This window comes from Stutzerimonas stutzeri SDM-LAC (assembly GCF_000235745.1).
In the GTDB taxonomy this organism is placed as follows: Bacteria; Pseudomonadota; Gammaproteobacteria; order Pseudomonadales; family Pseudomonadaceae; genus Stutzerimonas; species Stutzerimonas stutzeri_H.
On the sequence record NZ_AGSX01000046.1, the window covers coordinates 1 to 15,977 of the forward strand.

Annotated in this window: 15 protein-coding genes; all 15 read left to right on the plus strand. The window is 43.2% G+C overall.

From position 1 onward, the window contains the following. Positions 1–1,193, plus strand: a 1,193-nt coding sequence (locus PSTU_RS20470) for an MBL fold metallo-hydrolase (RefSeq protein ID WP_019339980.1), incomplete at its 5' end; no start/stop codon positions are given. A gap of 163 nt (positions 1,194–1,356) precedes the next feature. Continuing rightward, complete coding sequence (locus PSTU_RS0105195; protein ID WP_019339981.1) at positions 1,357–2,610, plus strand: hypothetical protein; 1,254 nt, start codon at positions 1,357–1,359, stop codon at positions 2,608–2,610. After that, complete coding sequence (locus tag PSTU_RS0105200) at positions 2,607–3,803, plus strand: UDP-N-acetylglucosamine 4,6-dehydratase (protein ID WP_019339982.1); 1,197 nt, start codon at positions 2,607–2,609, stop codon at positions 3,801–3,803. The genes PSTU_RS0105195 and PSTU_RS0105200 overlap by 4 nt, the downstream gene beginning before the upstream one ends. Positions 3,804–3,811: 8 nt before the next feature. Beyond that, positions 3,812–4,957 (plus strand): LegC family aminotransferase, encoded by a 1,146-nt coding sequence (locus PSTU_RS0105205; protein WP_019339983.1) that lies wholly within the window; start codon positions 3,812–3,814, stop codon positions 4,955–4,957. 141 nt (positions 4,958–5,098) lie between these two features. Continuing rightward, positions 5,099–5,785: an acetyltransferase gene (locus tag PSTU_RS21200; RefSeq protein WP_080571174.1), complete on the plus strand. Its 687-nt coding sequence runs from the start codon at positions 5,099–5,101 to the stop codon at positions 5,783–5,785. Further along, positions 5,785–6,207: a MaoC family dehydratase gene (locus PSTU_RS21205; RefSeq protein WP_019339984.1), complete on the plus strand. Its 423-nt coding sequence runs from the start codon at positions 5,785–5,787 to the stop codon at positions 6,205–6,207. The genes PSTU_RS21200 and PSTU_RS21205 overlap by 1 nt, the downstream gene beginning before the upstream one ends. 24 nt (positions 6,208–6,231) lie before the next feature. Beyond that, positions 6,232–7,227, plus strand: coding sequence for an N-acetylneuraminate synthase (gene neuB / locus PSTU_RS0105210; RefSeq protein WP_019339985.1), 996 nt, complete (start codon positions 6,232–6,234; stop codon positions 7,225–7,227). Continuing rightward, positions 7,224–8,375 (plus strand): UDP-N-acetylglucosamine 2-epimerase, encoded by a 1,152-nt coding sequence (gene neuC / locus PSTU_RS0105215; RefSeq protein ID WP_019339986.1) that lies wholly within the window; start codon positions 7,224–7,226, stop codon positions 8,373–8,375. Before neuB ends, neuC begins: the two co-directional genes overlap by 4 nt. 13 nt (positions 8,376–8,388) lie before the next feature. Then, positions 8,389–9,501 (plus strand): N-acetyl sugar amidotransferase, encoded by a 1,113-nt coding sequence (locus PSTU_RS0105220; RefSeq protein WP_029404619.1) that lies wholly within the window; start codon positions 8,389–8,391, stop codon positions 9,499–9,501. Between the two features lie 6 nt (positions 9,502–9,507). Further along, the gene (locus PSTU_RS0105225; protein WP_019339988.1) at positions 9,508–10,584 is read left to right on the plus strand and encodes a nucleotidyltransferase family protein; all 1,077 of its coding nucleotides are present in this window, start codon (positions 9,508–9,510) and stop codon (positions 10,582–10,584) included. After that, on the plus strand, positions 10,577–11,560 hold the full coding sequence (locus PSTU_RS21210; protein WP_080571175.1) for a Gfo/Idh/MocA family protein: 984 nt from the start codon (positions 10,577–10,579) through the stop codon (positions 11,558–11,560). The genes PSTU_RS0105225 and PSTU_RS21210 overlap by 8 nt, the downstream gene beginning before the upstream one ends. After that, positions 11,557–12,258 (plus strand): cytidylyltransferase domain-containing protein, encoded by a 702-nt coding sequence (locus PSTU_RS0105230; RefSeq protein WP_029404620.1) that lies wholly within the window; start codon positions 11,557–11,559, stop codon positions 12,256–12,258. The genes PSTU_RS21210 and PSTU_RS0105230 overlap by 4 nt, the downstream gene beginning before the upstream one ends. After that, positions 12,255–13,025 (plus strand): oxidoreductase, encoded by a 771-nt coding sequence (locus tag PSTU_RS0105235; RefSeq protein ID WP_029404621.1) that lies wholly within the window; start codon positions 12,255–12,257, stop codon positions 13,023–13,025. The genes PSTU_RS0105230 and PSTU_RS0105235 overlap by 4 nt, the downstream gene beginning before the upstream one ends. 194 nt (positions 13,026–13,219) lie before the next feature. Further along, positions 13,220–14,398 (plus strand): O-antigen polymerase, encoded by a 1,179-nt coding sequence (locus tag PSTU_RS0105240; protein WP_141566880.1) that lies wholly within the window; start codon positions 13,220–13,222, stop codon positions 14,396–14,398. Between the two features lie 10 nt (positions 14,399–14,408). Continuing rightward, a complete protein-coding gene (locus PSTU_RS21655) occupies positions 14,409–15,953 on the plus strand; it encodes a hypothetical protein (RefSeq protein WP_141566881.1) in 1,545 nt (514 codons plus the stop codon). Positions 15,954–15,977 lie beyond the last annotated feature (24 nt).

The window sequence follows — 15,977 nt, forward strand, 5'->3', positions numbered from 1 at the left end:
CCGCGAAGCCCCTGCCGATAGTACTGGAAGATGCCTTCAAACTTGGCTTCAGCCGTGATCGGGCAAAGATCGAGAAATACATCCAGCTCGTAGAGCAGCGGATCATCGCGCTGCCGTATAAACAGTGGTTCACCCTGACGGATACCGACGAGCTGCTGGCACGCATACGGCTGCAGCGTGCCGGGCATATTCTCGGGTCTGCCTACGTGGAGATCGATCTGGCCTACCCGCAAACAGGGGAGAGCAAGCGAGTCGTTTTTTCTGGCGATCTCGGCGCGCCGCACGCACCATTTCTGATGCCCCCCGAATCACCCGAACGCGCCGACATCCTGGTGTTAGAAAGCACCTACGGCGACCGCCTCCACGAAGACCGCAGCAACCGCCGCCATCGGCTCGAAGCCGTCATCGAGAAAGCGCTGGAAGATCAAGGCACCGTCCTGATCCCTGCTTTCAGCATCGGCCGAACTCAAGAACTGCTCTACGAACTCGAAGACATCATTCAGAGCAAGCAAAGCGCCAAGCCCGCCCCTGTAGGAGGGAGCTCGCTCGCGAACCCCGCCGCAATGTCAACGCCTAGCGAAACCAACTGGCCCGAGCTGCCGATCATCCTCGACTCCCCCCTCGCAAGCCGCTTCACCGATGCCTATCGCGCATTGAAGCCCTTCTGGAACCAGGAGGCCGGCGATCGCGTCCAATCTGGGCGCCGCCCATTGGCCTTCGAACAGCTCATTACCGTAGACAGCCACAACGACCACCAGCGCATTGTCAAGCATCTGGCCCAGACTGCACGCCCAGCCATCGTCATTGCCGGCGGCGGCATGTGCAGCGGCGGTCGCATCGTCAATTACCTCAAAGCCATGCTGGGCGATAAAAGGCACAACGTTTTGTTTGTCGGCCACCAGGCCAAAGGCACGCCTGGGCATGACATCCAAACCTACGGCCCGAAAGGCGGCTACGTAGTCCTCGACGGCGAACGCATCGATATCCGGGGTGGCATCACCAGTATCGGCGGCTACTCTGCTCATGCGGATCAGAAAGGGTTGGTGGAGTTTGTGACCGGGATGCAGGGGTGGCCGAGTGAGATTCGGGTGGTGCATGGCGAGCAACAAGCCAAACAAGCCCTTACCGCTCGGCTCTACACGGAATATGAACAGCAAGATAGGCCGCTTGTTAAAATCGCACGTTTGGGGTAGGGCATGCGAACAGCAAGGTGCTCTCCGATCTTCCGAAAATGCTCTCGTCAAGCGGAGCCTAGTTACTATTCGAAGCTGTAAAAAAGAATACGGCTACCATTTGTCGTGCTGGCATGCAACAATTAATTAACATTAAGAAAATTGAATAGCGGTGGGATGGTAAATGGGTAATGCGGAATTTATATCTAGATTGCTCAATGTAGGCCTCAGAGGGAGCACTCTGGTAAGTAAATTCTTACTAATTATCATGCTCGCAAAATACTTGCAGCCAAGTTCTCTCGGCATGTATGGACTGCTTGTGGTTTCCATTGCTTACTCTATGTACCCCCTAGGGTTCGAGTTTTATACGTTTAGCTCCCGTGAACTTGTTCGTGCTGACATCAAAGACCGAGCGCAGAAGTTAAAAAATCAAGTGTCGATGCATGCAGTGCTATATTTCTTTGTTATGCCATTGCTTTTGTTGGTTTTTTACTTTGAATTTATTCCTTGGAGATTGGCCCCGTTATTTCTTATTCTAGTTGTGCTGGAGCATTTAAATCAGGAAGCTATGCGGTTGTTAACCGCGTTACAGTATCAATTGGTTTCCAGTGTGGCTTTATTTTTGCGTCAAGGCCTTTGGGCTTTAGTGTTAGTGCTGCTGATGTATTTTTATCCTAGTCTTCGAAAGCTTGAATATTTATTGACCGCGTGGGCAGTTGGTAGTTTTTTTGCATTGTGCTTGTCGGTCTATGTCTTAGTGAAGATGTCGGCGATAAAGAATAATGCAATAAAGAAAACGGAATGGCACTGGGTGCTGAGAGGTATCAAGATAGCATTGCCATTATTTGCTGCCTCGCTGAGCGTAAATTTCATTACGACAGCCGATCGTTATTGGCTCGCAATATTGCAAGGCGATACGATCTTGGGCGCATACGTTTTTTATATGGCTCTGGTAACTGCAATGATTACTTTTATGGATGCCGGGATTTTTTCATTCATATATCCACGGCTTTTGGTTTGCTCTGCTGAAGATGATAGAGAAGGTTTTTCTAAACTAATTAAAGGCATGTTTATTCAGGTGTCCTTGGTGTCAGCTTTCTTTGTCTTGTTCATTGTTTTTTTTGCTGATTGGTTTTTTACTCTCCTCGGGGAGGCTGTTTATAGCGAAAACATTGGTGTTTTTTATGTGCTGGTTTTTATGGTAATAATTCAGGCTTTTGGCTATATCCCGCATTATGGATTATACGCCCAAAGCTGTGACAAGCAGATAGTCGTGTCTAGCATAGTAAGTGTTCCGCTTTTTATCGTAAGCGTCCTTATTCTATCGCAGTATAATGTCAGGTATGCAATACCGGTTGCGCTGTGTTTTGTTTATGCATTTGTGTTGATATATAAGTTGTATGCTTATTACTTAGTTTCGAAAAGGGTGGTGTTATGAATACTTTGAGCATGATAGGGCGTGAGAAAGGACTGTTTGATAGGGATATTGAAAAAAATAAAGAGAAATTGGTAAATGTCGTTAGTGGCTCTCGCTTTTTAGTGCTCGGCGGAGCGGGTAGTATCGGTCAGGCAGTAGTTAAAGAAATTTTCAAACGAAACCCACAGAAGTTGCATGTTGTAGATATCAGCGAAAACAACATGGTTGAGCTGGTGCGAGATATTCGTAGCTCATACGGTTATATAGATGGTGATTTTCAAACTTTCGCCCTGGATATTGGCTCTATCGAATATGATGCTTTTTTCCAAGCGGATGGTCAGTACGACTACGTACTGAATCTCTCGGCGTTGAAACATGTGCGCAGCGAGAAAGACCCTTATACCTTGATGCGTATGATTGACGTCAACGTTTTCAATACGGACAAAACACTGAAACAGTGTATCGATGCCGGAGTGAGAAAGTATTTTTGCGTTTCCACCGACAAAGCGGCCAATCCCGTGAACATGATGGGTGCGTCCAAGCGTATTATGGAAATGTTCCTTATGCGTCGCAGCGTTGAAATCGAAATTTCAACCGCTCGGTTTGCTAATGTGGCCTTTTCAGATGGCTCGCTATTACACGGATTTAACCAGCGATTGGAAAAGCGACAGCCCATCGTTGCTCCGAACGACATCAAGCGTTACTTCGTAACTCCACAAGAGTCCGGAGAACTTTGTCTAATGAGCTGTATATTTGGCGAAAATCGCGACATTTTCTTCCCAAAACTGAGCGAAGATCTTCATCTAATCACCTTTGCTGATATAGCAGTTAAATATCTTAAGGCCAAGGGATATGAGCCCTACATCTGTCAAACCGAAGAGGAAGCTCGTGCTTTCTTCTCGGAATCAGCAAATCCTGAGCAAGCCAAGCAGTGGCCTTGTCTGTTCACTGCCAGCGACACTACTGGCGAGAAAGATTTTGAAGAGTTTTTCACCGACAAAGAAACTCTCGATATGCAATGCTTCATCAATTTGGGTGTGATCAAAAATCAGCCGAAATATGATGAGAAACTTCTCCAACACTTCAGTGCGAGTATCGAGACGATGAAAAACAATGTAGGTTGGAGTAAACAAGAATTGGTAGATCTCTTTTTCCAAATGCTGCCTAATTTTGGGCACAAGGAAACCGGTAAATACCTTGATAGTAAAATGTGAGTCCGACAATGCATACCCAACTCGTCCAATTTGTACGCGAAATTTATCAAACGCAAGACTTCATTCCCTTGCATGTGCCCAGTTTCACTGGTAACGAAAAAGCGTACCTGAACCAAACCATTGATAGCACTTTTGTATCTAGTGTGGGCGAGTTTGTCGATCAGTTCGAAACGCACATCCAGACATTCACCCACAGCCAGCGCGCGATCGCTACGGTAAATGGCACCGCTGCGCTGCACACCGCTCTTTATATGGCAAACGTCAGGGGGGGGGATTTGGTACTCACCCAGGCGCTTACATTTGTCGCTACCTGCAATGCCATCCATCAACTAGGCGCACAACCGGTGTTTATCGACATCGAACCCCAAGTCTTCGGCCTTTGCCCTAATGCAACCCAGAACTGGCTGGAGAATAACGCTCAACTGGACAGCGACGGTCAATGTCGACACAAGCAAAGTGGTGCGCGTATTCAAGCGCTGGTACCGATGCATACCTTCGGTCATCCCGTGCGGCTGGCTGAGCTTCTAGCCCTGAGCGAAAGATGGAATCTATGTCTGATCGAAGATGCAGCAGAAAGCCTTGGCTCCTACTATCAGGGGCTGCATACGGGCACTATGGGGCGCTTTGGAGTATTGAGCTTCAACGGGAATAAAATTATTACCACCGGAGGCGGCGGCATGCTGCTCTGCCGCCACTCCGAGGATGGTGGAGCTGCCAAACATCTGACCACCACCGCCAAACAGCCGCACCCCTATGAGTTCTATCACGATCAGCCCGGCTTCAATTACCGCTTGCCTAATCTGAATGCCGCCTTGGGTTGTGCGCAAATTGAGCAGCTGGAAGCTCGTCTAGTCAGCAAGCGCCGTATTGCCCGCCTATACCAAGAATTCTTTTCCGGCAGCGACTATCGCTTTGTCGCAGAGCCGAGCTATGGGCGTTCCAACTACTGGCTCAATGCGATCTATTGCCCAAGCGTTCAGGCACGCAACGAGCTGTTAGAAAAAACCAATGCTCAAGGTGTCATGACACGCCCCGTTTGGCAACTCATGCACCGATTGCCCATGTACCAACAGTGCCTAAAAGGTGAGTTAACCTACGCAGAGCAAGCCGAAGCCCATCTGGTTAACTTGCCTAGCTCAGCCTTGAAAATTTAATTTTTTATTGAATTTGGGTTGTGAAAGATTTTGCGGCAACGACGTAAAAACTGAGTCAATGATTCACTATTTAGCACGGCAAATTTTAAAAATAAGGTCTATAAGGTGCAGGGCGCCGAAGCTGGTATTTAGAGGGATAGTATGGAAAGGCGAGAGAAGTTTGGTGGTGTAGAGATAATTTCAAATGTTTATGTGGTTGGAGCAAGTGGATTTGCTTTAGAGGTCTCTGGATATATTAAGGATAATGGCAAATATAAGATAGCTGGTTATTTCGATAAAGAATATGTTGGGAGTGATTACTTTTCACCTTTTTTGGGCTCGGAGGAAGAGTTTGAATTTAATTCCGGTGATAATATAGTTATTTCTATAGCTGATTGCAAGGTTAGAGGTGGGGTTTATCTTAAGCTAAAGAAAAGAGGGCTGAAGTTTCCTAATATCATACATCACAGTTGTTATGTTTCTTCTATTGCAGATATAGCTGAGGGAGCAATACTGTGTCCGTTCGTCACGATCACTTCAAACGCTATTATAGGTAGAAATTTCCATGCGAACATATATAGCTATGTGGCACATGATTGCGTTCTCGGAAATAATGTCACATTTGCGCCTGGTGTGAAGTGTAACGGCAATGTGATAATTGAAGATGATGTCTATGTTGGTACTGGTGCAGTCATATTTCAAGGCAAGCCAGGTAAGCCTCTAATTATCGGGGCGGGTTCAGTAATAGCTGCAGGTTCAGTGGTTACTAAAAGTGTTCCTGCAGGAAAAATATTTTTTGGTAGTCCCGCTATAGAATTTACTAAAGAAAATATAAAAAGGAGGTCATAATGAGTAAATTCCTAAATAGCATTCCAATAGAGAGCATAGAAATAGGGATGTCGGCTTCGTTTTCACAAACTATAACAGATGCGGACATAAAAGCCTTTGCAGCTATTTCTGGGGATAAAAATCCTGTACATGTAGACGGTGTTTATGCTTCTAGCTCAAGATATAAAAAGAGAATAGCTCATGGTTTGCTTACTGCTTCTTTTTTTTCTTCTCTTTTCGGCACAAAAATACCGGGGGAAGGTTGTGTATATGTGTCGCAGAGCCTAAATTTCAAACGACCTGTTTATATAGATGATACAGTTACCGCAATAATCGAAGTTATAGATGTTAAAGTCGATGCGAAAAAAGTTTTTTTTAAAACGATATGTAAGGTTGGCGGTAAGATTGTTACCGATGGTGAGGCAGAGATTTTTATTCCTTAGCTTCTGAAATTTTGAAGGTGTGAGATGGGTGTTTTTATTATTGCGGAAATCGGTGTTAACCATAATGGTTCTGTAGAAACGGCGAAGCAATTAGTGGATGCGGCAGTAGCAGCGAAAGCAGATGCTGTGAAATTTCAAACTTTTAAGGCTGAGCTTGCAATTTCTAAATTTGCGCCTAAGGCAGATTATCAAAAAAAAGCCACCGGGGAAGTTGAATCACAGTTAGAGATGGTAAAAAAACTTGAGCTCGATCGATCAGCACATCTAGAGCTTATTTCTTACTGTAAAACCAAGGGCATTGAGTTTCTTTCAACACCGTTTGACCACGATAGTATTGAGATGCTTCATGAACTAGGCTTGGCAACCTTCAAAGTACCCAGCGGTGAGATAACAAATCTGCCATATTTGCGTCATATTGGCAGCCTGAAAAAACAAGTTATCCTATCCACTGGTATGGCTAATCTCGGAGAAATCGAATCGGCGATTCAAACGCTTATACAAGCCGGAACGCAGCGGACAAATATCACCGTTCTGCACGCCAATACCGAATACCCTACACCTATGCAGGATGTAAACCTGAAGGCTATGCAAACTCTGGGACAATCGTTCGACTTGGCCTACGGGTATAGTGACCACACCAATGGCATAGAAGTGCCTATCGCTGCCGTCGCCTTAGGCGCAAGCGTAATTGAAAAACATTTCACTTTGGATAAGGCGCTGCCTGGTCCGGATCATAAAGCCAGCCTAGAGCCGGAAGAGCTATTCGCTATGGTTAATGCTATCCGCAACATTGAGCTCGCGCTGGGCAGTCCGATCAAGCAGGCCAGCCCCAGCGAAGCAAAGAATAAAGCTATAGCGCGCAAATCTCTAGTTGCTAAAGTCGCCATCAAGCAAGGTGAAACCTTCACCGAAACTAACTTGACCGTGAAGCGCCCAGGTACTGGCATCAGCCCTATGCGTTGGGATGAGTTTATCGGTATTAGAGCGCAAAGAGATTACGAAGAGGATGAGTTGATATGAAACTCTGCGTAGTCACCGGTACGCGTGCGGAGTATGGTTTGCTTTATTGGCTTATGAAAGGCATCGAAAGCGACTGTGAGTTGCAGCTGCAGCTGATAGTTACTGGAATGCATCTAAGCCCTGAGTTCGGGTTGACCTATAAAGAAATAGAAAAAGAATTTACTATCGATAAAAAGATAGAAATGTTGCTTTCATCTGATACCCCCGTAGGTATATCAAAATCGATGGGCTTGGCGCAAATCAGCTTTGCCGAAGCCTATGAAGAGCTTAAGCCAGATTTGCTCATAGTGCTGGGTGATCGCTACGAGATCTTTGCTGCCGCAAGTGCGGCAATGATTTCTTGCATACCCATCGCCCACTTACATGGTGGGGAGACCACCGAAGGCGCCTTTGATGAGGCTATGCGTCATAGCATCACGAAGATGAGTCATCTACACTTTACAGGCACCGAAGAATATAGAAGGCGAGTAATTCAGTTGGGCGAGCAGCCTGATCGTGTATTTGCTGTTGGCGGTATGGGCGTGGAAAATATTCGACGCATGCCTTTGCTTGATAAAAATGAATTTGAAGAATCTATTAGTTTTAACCTGGCTGCAAGAAATCTCCTTGTTACTTTTCACCCCGTAACACTGGAAGAAGCTACCGCTGAAGCTCAGTTTTCTGAACTGCTAGCCGCTTTAGATGAGCTGAAAGACACCCACCTTATTTTCACCAAAGCCAACAGCGATACCGCAGGGCGTGTTATCAATCAAATGATTGATGATTACGTCAGCGTTAACTCATATAAAGCAGTCGCTTTTACTTCCCTTGGTCAGTTACGTTATCTCAGCGCCCTGCAGTATGTGGACGCCGTTGTAGGCAATAGCTCCAGCGGGTTAGCTGAAGCGCCCAGCTTTCGAATCGGCACTATAAATATCGGTGATAGACAGAAGGGTAGAATAAAAGCAGTTAGCGTAATTGATTGTGATCCTCAAAAAAAGTCTATAAGTCAGGCTTTGATTAAACTCTATTCAGTAGAGTTCCAAGCGCTTTTGCCTGAAACGGTAAATCCATATGGTGATGGCTGCCCAAGCCATAAAATTATAGATCTAATAAAGAAGATAAAGTTAAATATCGCTGTGAAGAAAGTATTTTTCGATTTTGATTGATATAGGTGAAAACATGAAATATTGCATTAGATGTGTTATGCCAAGCACGAGACCTGGGATAACTTTCGATGAGAGAGGCGTTTGTGCTGCCTGTCAGAGTTATGAAAAAAGAGAAAAAGTAAATTATCATGAGCGCTGGCATGAACTAGAAAATATTTGCGATAAATATCGTGGTATGAATGGGGCCAATGGCTATGACTGCATGATAGCGGTATCGGGTGGTAAGGATAGCCACTTCCAAGTTCATATAATGAAAGAAAAAATGGGGATGAATCCGCTTTTGGTTTCCGTGGAGGATAACTTCCCGATGACCAAGGCTGGTATTCATAACATTAAAAATATATCTGAGGCTTTTGGCTGCGATATAATTTCGATGAAGCCTAACGTGCAATCCCAAAAAATAATAACAAAATATACTTTTGAGAGGTATGGGAGGCCAACCTATCTAGTTGATAGATATATTTATACTTATCCATTGCATATGGCGGTTAAATTTAATACTCCACTTCTTGTTTATGGTGAAAATGTTGCTTATGAGTATGGCGGCGCCCATGCTGTTGAAACATATTCAGCGAAAGATCAAGTAAATAATGGTGTTGGGAGTGGGATAGCTATAGAAGAAATCGTGAATTTAGGTATAGATTCAAGGAGTTTGAGCTTTTTTGACCCGCCAACGCAAAAGGAAATTGATAAGCTAGATCCTATATATTTAAGTTATTTTCTAGAGTGGAGTAGTTTTCGGAACTATGAGTTCGCAAAAAAGAACGGTTTTCACGACTTGACTCATGAGTGGAATAGAACGCATCACATTGAGCAGTTTGATCAAGTAGATACCCCGGCTTACCTTGTCCATTCGTGGATGAAGTATCCAAAGTTCGGACACGCCTCGGCGACTGATTATGCAGCAAGAATGATTCGCTACGGTATGATAAGCCGAGAGCAGGCGATTAAGCTTGTACGTGAGCATGATCATGCATTAGACCCGAGATGCGTTGAAGAATTCTGTCACTTTACTGGTTATAGCGAACGGGATTTTTGGAAGGTAATTGATAGCCATTATAATAAAGGGATCTTCAATAAAAATAAAAATAATGTATGGGTTCTAAAAAAGCCGCTTTGGGGGTGACGCGTAATGAAGAGCTGGGAATGCATAGTCTTATCCCCTAACGACTCCATCCGCGATGCTATGCGAACACTGGATAAAGGCTCGCTGCGTATTGTGCTTATTTGTGATGCTGAGCAAAAGCTGTTGGGAACAGTTACTGACGGTGATACCCGCCGTGCACTATTAGCCGATGCTAATATGCAGGACGCTGTCAGTCAGATAATGAATACCAATCCTATAAGTGTAACCAGTAACACTAGTCGCGAGCAGCGTCTTCGGTTGATGAAACAGCATGATCTTACAGCTATCCCGATTCTGGACAGCAGGAATTCTGTTATCAGCCTCGAAACCTTACATCAAGCTATGCAGCCAGAACAGCGCGATAATCCAGTATTTATTATGGCTGGGGGATTTGGTACGCGTCTGCAACCGCTTACCGATCACTGCCCGAAACCCATGCTGCGGGTTGGTGACAAGCCTATGCTAGAACTTCTTCTCAGCCAATTTATTAGCCATGGTTTTTATAATTTCTATATTTCTACGCACTATCTTCCCGAAATAATTCGTCGCCACTTCGGTGATGGTAGCCGATGGAACGTCAGTATCCAATATGTGCATGAAGAGAGTCCGCTTGGGACGGGAGGGGCCCTAGGTTTGCTACCTATAGGTCTTCCTAACCTTCCGCTTATTATGATGAACGGTGATGTGCTGACTAAGATAGACTATACACGTTTGTTGCGTCACCACGAAAGGTACAAGTTTGACGCTACCATCTGCGTGCGTGAAGATGAGCATAGAGTACCCTTTGGCGTAATAGAAACTGAAGAGCAGCTTGTCACTAGTATGATAGAAAAACCTACCTTCCGATACAAGATCAACACAGGCATTTATATTCTTAATCCCGATATCGTTACCAGTGTGCAGGCGAGCCAACGCATTGATATGCCCACGTTGTTGGAGAAGCACAGAGTTAATAAAAAGCGTATAGGTACCTATACCAGTTACGATTATTGGCTTGATATCGGTCAAATGAAAGACTACCAAAAGGCACAGCGGGATATTGAAACCTATTTCAAGCCACCCAATGGAAATTATGATGAATAAAGTTGCAGTAATTGGGCTGGGTAATATTTCTAAGCGACATAGAGCTAATATAAAAAGACTTTATCCTGAAGCAATAGTTTTTGCTGTTTCAGCTAGTGGAAGACAACCTTGTGAGCCAATCGAAAATGCAGATGAATTTTTATCGAGCATTGATGAGCTTCTACAATATAAACCGGATATGGCTATTGTAGCTTCGCCGGCGACCTTTCATGCTCAGCATGCAATTCCGTTATTAAAAAACGAGATTCCTGTATTAATTGAAAAGCCGCTTTCAGGGTGTGAATGGGAAGCTGCGTCTATCTTAGCGGCTGAAAAACAATATAAAACTCCCGCCACAGTAGGGTATTGCCTCCGATATCTACCCAGCAGCCAATATATTAAGTTGCTGCTTGAAGATAACTTGATTGGTGAGATTTATAATGCATTTGTGGAGGTGGGCCAATATCTGCCCGATTGGCGACCGAGCCAAAACTACCGAGAAAGTGTTTCTGCCAGCGCTCAGCTAGGTGGAGGCGTACTACTTGAGCTGAGCCACGAACTTGACTATATACAGTGGCTCTTGGGCCCACTTCAATATCAGCACGCCATTTTACGTTCATCAAAAGATCTACAACTACCCGTTGAAGACTCCGCAGATATTTTGGCTCTGAATGTCCGGGGAACAGTAGTGTCGGTACATCTTGATTTCTTACAACGGAAGGTACATCGAAAGTGTCGCTTCATAGGTAGCGAGGGCAGTCTTGAATGGGATTTGCTGCGAAATGAGATAACATTTTCTACGAAAGGCTCTGAAAGACAAGTATTCAGTCAGCCTGAATGGGATAAAAATCAAATGTACTTGGATATGCTCCAAGATTTTGAAGGGCTAATAAATGGCAAGCCCAATAGTTGTGTTACTTTGGATGAAGCACAAAGAACCGTTTCTTTAATAACTAAAATAAAATCATCGGCGCTTACTACGAAAGGGTTGCAATGAAAACTTATGCATTCATTTTTGCTAGAGGTGGCTCAAAAGGCCTGCCGAAGAAAAATATAAAAGAACTAGCAGGTAAACCACTTTTATGTCATTCGATAGATATCGCATTGGTTGCACCCTCGATTGATAAGGTTTTTGTGTCTACCGATGACCTTGAAATTGCGGAGATAGCGAAGAATGCGGGTGCAGTTGTCATCAAACGGCCAATAAAATTAGCTGATGATCACGCGCCGGAATGGTTGGCTTGGCAACATGCTATAGAATGGGTTGGAAAAAACTATGGTAGGTTTGATACCTTCGTCAGCTTACCTGCGACTAGCCCCTTGCGCAGTGTTGGTGATGTGGAAACTGCTATTCAAAAGCTGCGTAAAGATGCAGCAGACGTGTGTATTGCAGTAACGCCTGCGAATAGAAGCCCTTACTTCAACATGGTTCAATACAATCAAGAAGGCTATGTTGAGCTATTAAATAAGTCGGACGATGAGATAAAACGCCGGCAGGATGCACCTTTGGTTTTTGATGTTACAACGGTCGTATATGTTTCTAAGCCTGATTTCATTCTTAACAGCTGCGGTCTATTCTCTGGGAAGGTGACGGCTATTGAGGTGCCGAAATCTAGAGCGGTAGATATTGATGACATTTATGATTTTAAACTAGCGGAAGCTATTACTCTAAGCTCTATAGGGGAAAAAGGATGAGAAATTTACTCAAGCACAAATCGATACTAGTTGCCGGTGCAGGTGGGCTACTTGGAAGCCGGCTAGTATGTGGGTTGCTTGCACAAGGCGCTAATGTCATAGCGGCAGATATAAATATTGACAGGGCGAAGGATTTATTTATTGAGCTGGGCGTTGATGTTAACTCGCCTGCTCTGCAGATGCTATCTCTTGATATTACAAACGCAGATGCAGTTAAAAAGCTGTTTTCTACCTCTGACAATATAGATGGTGCAGTTAACAGTACTTATCCCCGAAATAAAGCCTATGGTGCTCACTTCTTCGATGTGACTTTAGATAGTTTTAATGAAAATGTTTCTCTGCATTTGGGTAGTTCTTTTTTGTTTTCTCAACAATGTGCGGCTTATTTTGTAAGAAATAGAAAGCCGTTCTCGTTGGTAAATATATCATCAATTTATGGTGTTGTTCCGCCAGACTTTTCCATATATAAAGATACAACAATGACCATGGCGGTTGAGTACGCGGCAATAAAATCTGCACTGTTGCATCTTAATAAGTATGTGGCTTCTTATATTGATGATAGTAGGTTTCGTGTTAATTGTGTTAGTCCCGGCGGCATTTTCGACCATCAACCGGAGGTATTCTTAAAGGCGTATAAAGAAAAAACTCTTGGTACAGGTATGTTGGATGTAGATAGTATCGTTGGTTCTGTGCTTTTTTTATTATCCGATCAGTCGCGATATGTCGTGGGGCAGAATATAGTTGTCGACGATGGCTTTACATTGTAATGAAGCTTGTTGTGCAGGACGGATATTCTTGAGTCAAATTGAATTGCAACTATTTTGGTTTGGCGAAGAATGCTTATTTGCTGTTGCTGGATCCAGTGGAAAGGTTTGATGGTATGACTAAAAGACTGATATTTTCATTCCTGTTTCCATATGTCCTGGCTATTATATTTGTTTGCTTCTTTCCGGGGAGGTCAATGGTTGAGAATTATTATTTTTTATTTTTCTCAAGTTGGATCTTTGTTGTGATTGTTCTTTTGCTTGGCTTGGTAACTTATGGTTGCTTGTTGCAATATAAGAAAGGACAATCTATTTCATGTGATTGTATTGTTGATGCTAAGTGGGTTGGGATTAATTCTTGGTTTTTGTTTTTTTTACCTTTGCTAGGGGTTTTTTTTCTTTTCTACGATAGGGTTGTTATTAGGAATATAAACTATCTAGATCAGGAATTAAGGGCTGCGAGGTATGAATGGCTATCTTCCGAGGGAGGGTCTTTTTTTGGAATCGCAGGGAATTTATTTATTCCGTTTTCTTACGTAGGTGTTTTTTTTGCTTTGAGATACTTTAAATACATAAAAATAAGATATTTGCTGTTGTGTACTTCGGTGTTTTCTATTTTCTTTCATGCCTATCTCAATGGTGGCAGAAGCAATGTGTTTTTGCTGTTGGTTTTTTTGGTTGTTTTATATTGTATTGGGCGCTACAAGATAAACATCGCATTGATCCTTAATAAGTTCTCATTTTTGGCGGTTTTGTTTTTATTGGCTGTTTTTTTCTATATATTGGCGGTGGTCAAGTCATCTGCTTCTATTGGTGGGGCTTCTATACAAGAGTTACTATATTTTGGTTTGATAGAGATGTATGGAGTGCCTGATCTTGATTTTTTTAAAGAGGATCATTCTGACTTGCTCTGTTTTTTATTATATTCTTTTTTGTATCTCTTCCATGGGCAGTGGACGTCACAGATCGTTTATAGCTTAGATGAGCGTGCCGGTTACCATTCGATTGTTTCTGCCTTTACCGTTATTTTGGATGACTTAGGAGTTATAGATTTAGGTTTATATGAGCGTGCGTTTTCAGATACAGGAGCATTTGTTTCTTTGCCTGCTTCTGTTTATTATGATTTTGGTTGGTTGGGGCTCGTTGTATACTCCACTTTCTTCGGATGGTTATTTGGAGTGGTGTTGTTTTATGTAAATACATATAGGAGGTTGGGTCTCGTTGGTGCAGGTTTGGTTTTCTTTACGATGCCAATATTAATTCTTTCGCCAATTGTACCAGCATACGGGTTTAGTTATTATTCTTTCATTTTGTTCGCGTTTTTTGTTTTCTTTATAACTAATATGGCTTTTTTTAGGCGAAAAATATATCTTTAAAGGAGGGTATATGAAAATCGGATACGCAATGCTGTACCCATATCGCGGCAGCATACAAAATATGATTTTTTTATCTGAATTGTTTAAGAGGCAAGGGCATCAAAATTTCTTCCTGAAGTGCAATGCTTCTGTTCCTTATTGTTATAATAGGATGATTAAAGGGACTAGTAAGCTTGTAGAATGTACCAAGTGTTTTGCTGGGGGGGTTGATACTTTTAATGTTGAGAATGTGACAAGTATTGATAATAGGTTGCGATTAAAGCTAAGTGAGGAGCTTAAGTTCGACATAGTCTCTTCTTCTTCTTATAGCCTGCATAGAATAGAAACCGATGAAGATTGTAGTTCAAAAGCAGTGTTGGATACGCAAGATAAGCTTAAGCCCTTGGCTGAAATTGTATATGCAAATGCTTTGAAGTGGATTGAGGATAATGAATTAAAGCTTGTTTTTATTTTTAATGGCCGCTTAGATATGCCGCGAGCTGTTTTAAAGGCCTGCGAATCTAAGGGCATACCTTTTATCACCTTTGAGGCGGCGTATCCGGGGGTTGCTTTAGAGGTAAATGATGACTGTAGGTCTTTGAAGTCGCTGCATAAAATCATAGGCGAATTTATTGGGAAACCATTAAAGTTATCTCAAGCTGTTTTTTCTGCGGAGATAGCTAACCAAATGCTCAGTAAAAGTAATTTGGTCTGGAGGCTCTATAATACAGATCCGTTGCCTGCTAGTTGGCCTTCTAATGGGCGTCAAAAAATCTTAATAGTGCCTAGCAGCAATCATGAGCTTAAAGGTGCTGATGCATGGACACCAGCTTGGAAGCATCCACTGGAAGGAGTGGAGGCGGTTTTATCTAAGCTAAATATTGATTTTTCTAATTGTGTAATAAGAAGCCATCCAAACTGGAGTGAAAATATTGGAGTTAGTTTGGATGGCTCTAAGTCAGAGCGCGTCTATGTGGATTGGGCGACCCGTAATGGGGCTGTTATTATACCTAGTTCTAGTAAGATAAATACTATTGATTTAATACGGCAGGCGGACATTGTTATCGTTCAATATGGAACGGCCGGAATTGAGGCGGGCCTGCTGGGAAAAAAAGTTATAGGCCTTTCTCCGTCTTGGTATAGTACTTCTGGGTTTTCATCGCAAGTTCATAGTCCTCATGATTTTGGCGCTTTATCCTTTCTTGAGACACATGATGCTGATGATGTCATCCGAAGGTCGTTAAGGTTTATTTATTGCTTTCATAAGCGGTGTGCGCAATACGTTAATTTTATTAGGCCTCTAAATACGTATGAAAATGAATATAATTTGGACGCCGATGTCTCCAGTATTTTGAATGCTGTTAGGGATAATTTTTTTACCGCAGATGATCCGGAGTATGCGGAAGAGTTGGGTGATGAGAATTTAGTTATTGATAAGTTTAGATCTCAGGATTTGGATTGGTTTGGGGAAAATAAAGATCATGGCTTTTCGACTGCTTTTAAAAAGATTGAGCGGCGAGTTTACTTTCGATGGATTGATAAGGTAAGACCTATCTTTAAGGCGGGTGATCGTTAATTAATGTGTTGGCTGTTTTTCTGT

Bases quoted from the DNA above. Each gene is read 5' to 3' on its own strand.
- PSTU_RS0105225 (WP_019339988.1), top strand. From the start codon at position 9,508: ATGAAGAGCTGGGAATGCATAGTCTTATCCCCTAACGACTCCATCCGC.
- PSTU_RS0105235 (WP_029404621.1), top strand. From the start codon at position 12,255: ATGAGAAATTTACTCAAGCACAAATCGATACTAGTTGCCGGTGCAGGT.
- PSTU_RS0105240 (WP_141566880.1), top strand. From the start codon at position 13,220: ATGGTTGAGAATTATTATTTTTTATTTTTCTCAAGTTGGATCTTTGTT.
- PSTU_RS0105230 (WP_029404620.1), top strand. From the start codon at position 11,557: ATGAAAACTTATGCATTCATTTTTGCTAGAGGTGGCTCAAAAGGCCTG.
- PSTU_RS21655 (WP_141566881.1), top strand. From the start codon at position 14,409: ATGAAAATCGGATACGCAATGCTGTACCCATATCGCGGCAGCATACAA.
- neuB (WP_019339985.1), top strand. From the start codon at position 6,232: ATGGGTGTTTTTATTATTGCGGAAATCGGTGTTAACCATAATGGTTCT.
- PSTU_RS0105195 (WP_019339981.1), top strand. From the start codon at position 1,357: ATGGGTAATGCGGAATTTATATCTAGATTGCTCAATGTAGGCCTCAGA.
- PSTU_RS21210 (WP_080571175.1), top strand. From the start codon at position 10,577: ATGAATAAAGTTGCAGTAATTGGGCTGGGTAATATTTCTAAGCGACAT.
- neuC (WP_019339986.1), top strand. From the start codon at position 7,224: ATGAAACTCTGCGTAGTCACCGGTACGCGTGCGGAGTATGGTTTGCTT.
- PSTU_RS0105200 (WP_019339982.1), top strand. From the start codon at position 2,607: ATGAATACTTTGAGCATGATAGGGCGTGAGAAAGGACTGTTTGATAGG.
- PSTU_RS21200 (WP_080571174.1), top strand. From the start codon at position 5,099: ATGGAAAGGCGAGAGAAGTTTGGTGGTGTAGAGATAATTTCAAATGTT.
- PSTU_RS0105220 (WP_029404619.1), top strand. From the start codon at position 8,389: ATGAAATATTGCATTAGATGTGTTATGCCAAGCACGAGACCTGGGATA.
- PSTU_RS21205 (WP_019339984.1), top strand. From the start codon at position 5,785: ATGAGTAAATTCCTAAATAGCATTCCAATAGAGAGCATAGAAATAGGG.
- PSTU_RS0105205 (WP_019339983.1), top strand. From the start codon at position 3,812: ATGCATACCCAACTCGTCCAATTTGTACGCGAAATTTATCAAACGCAA.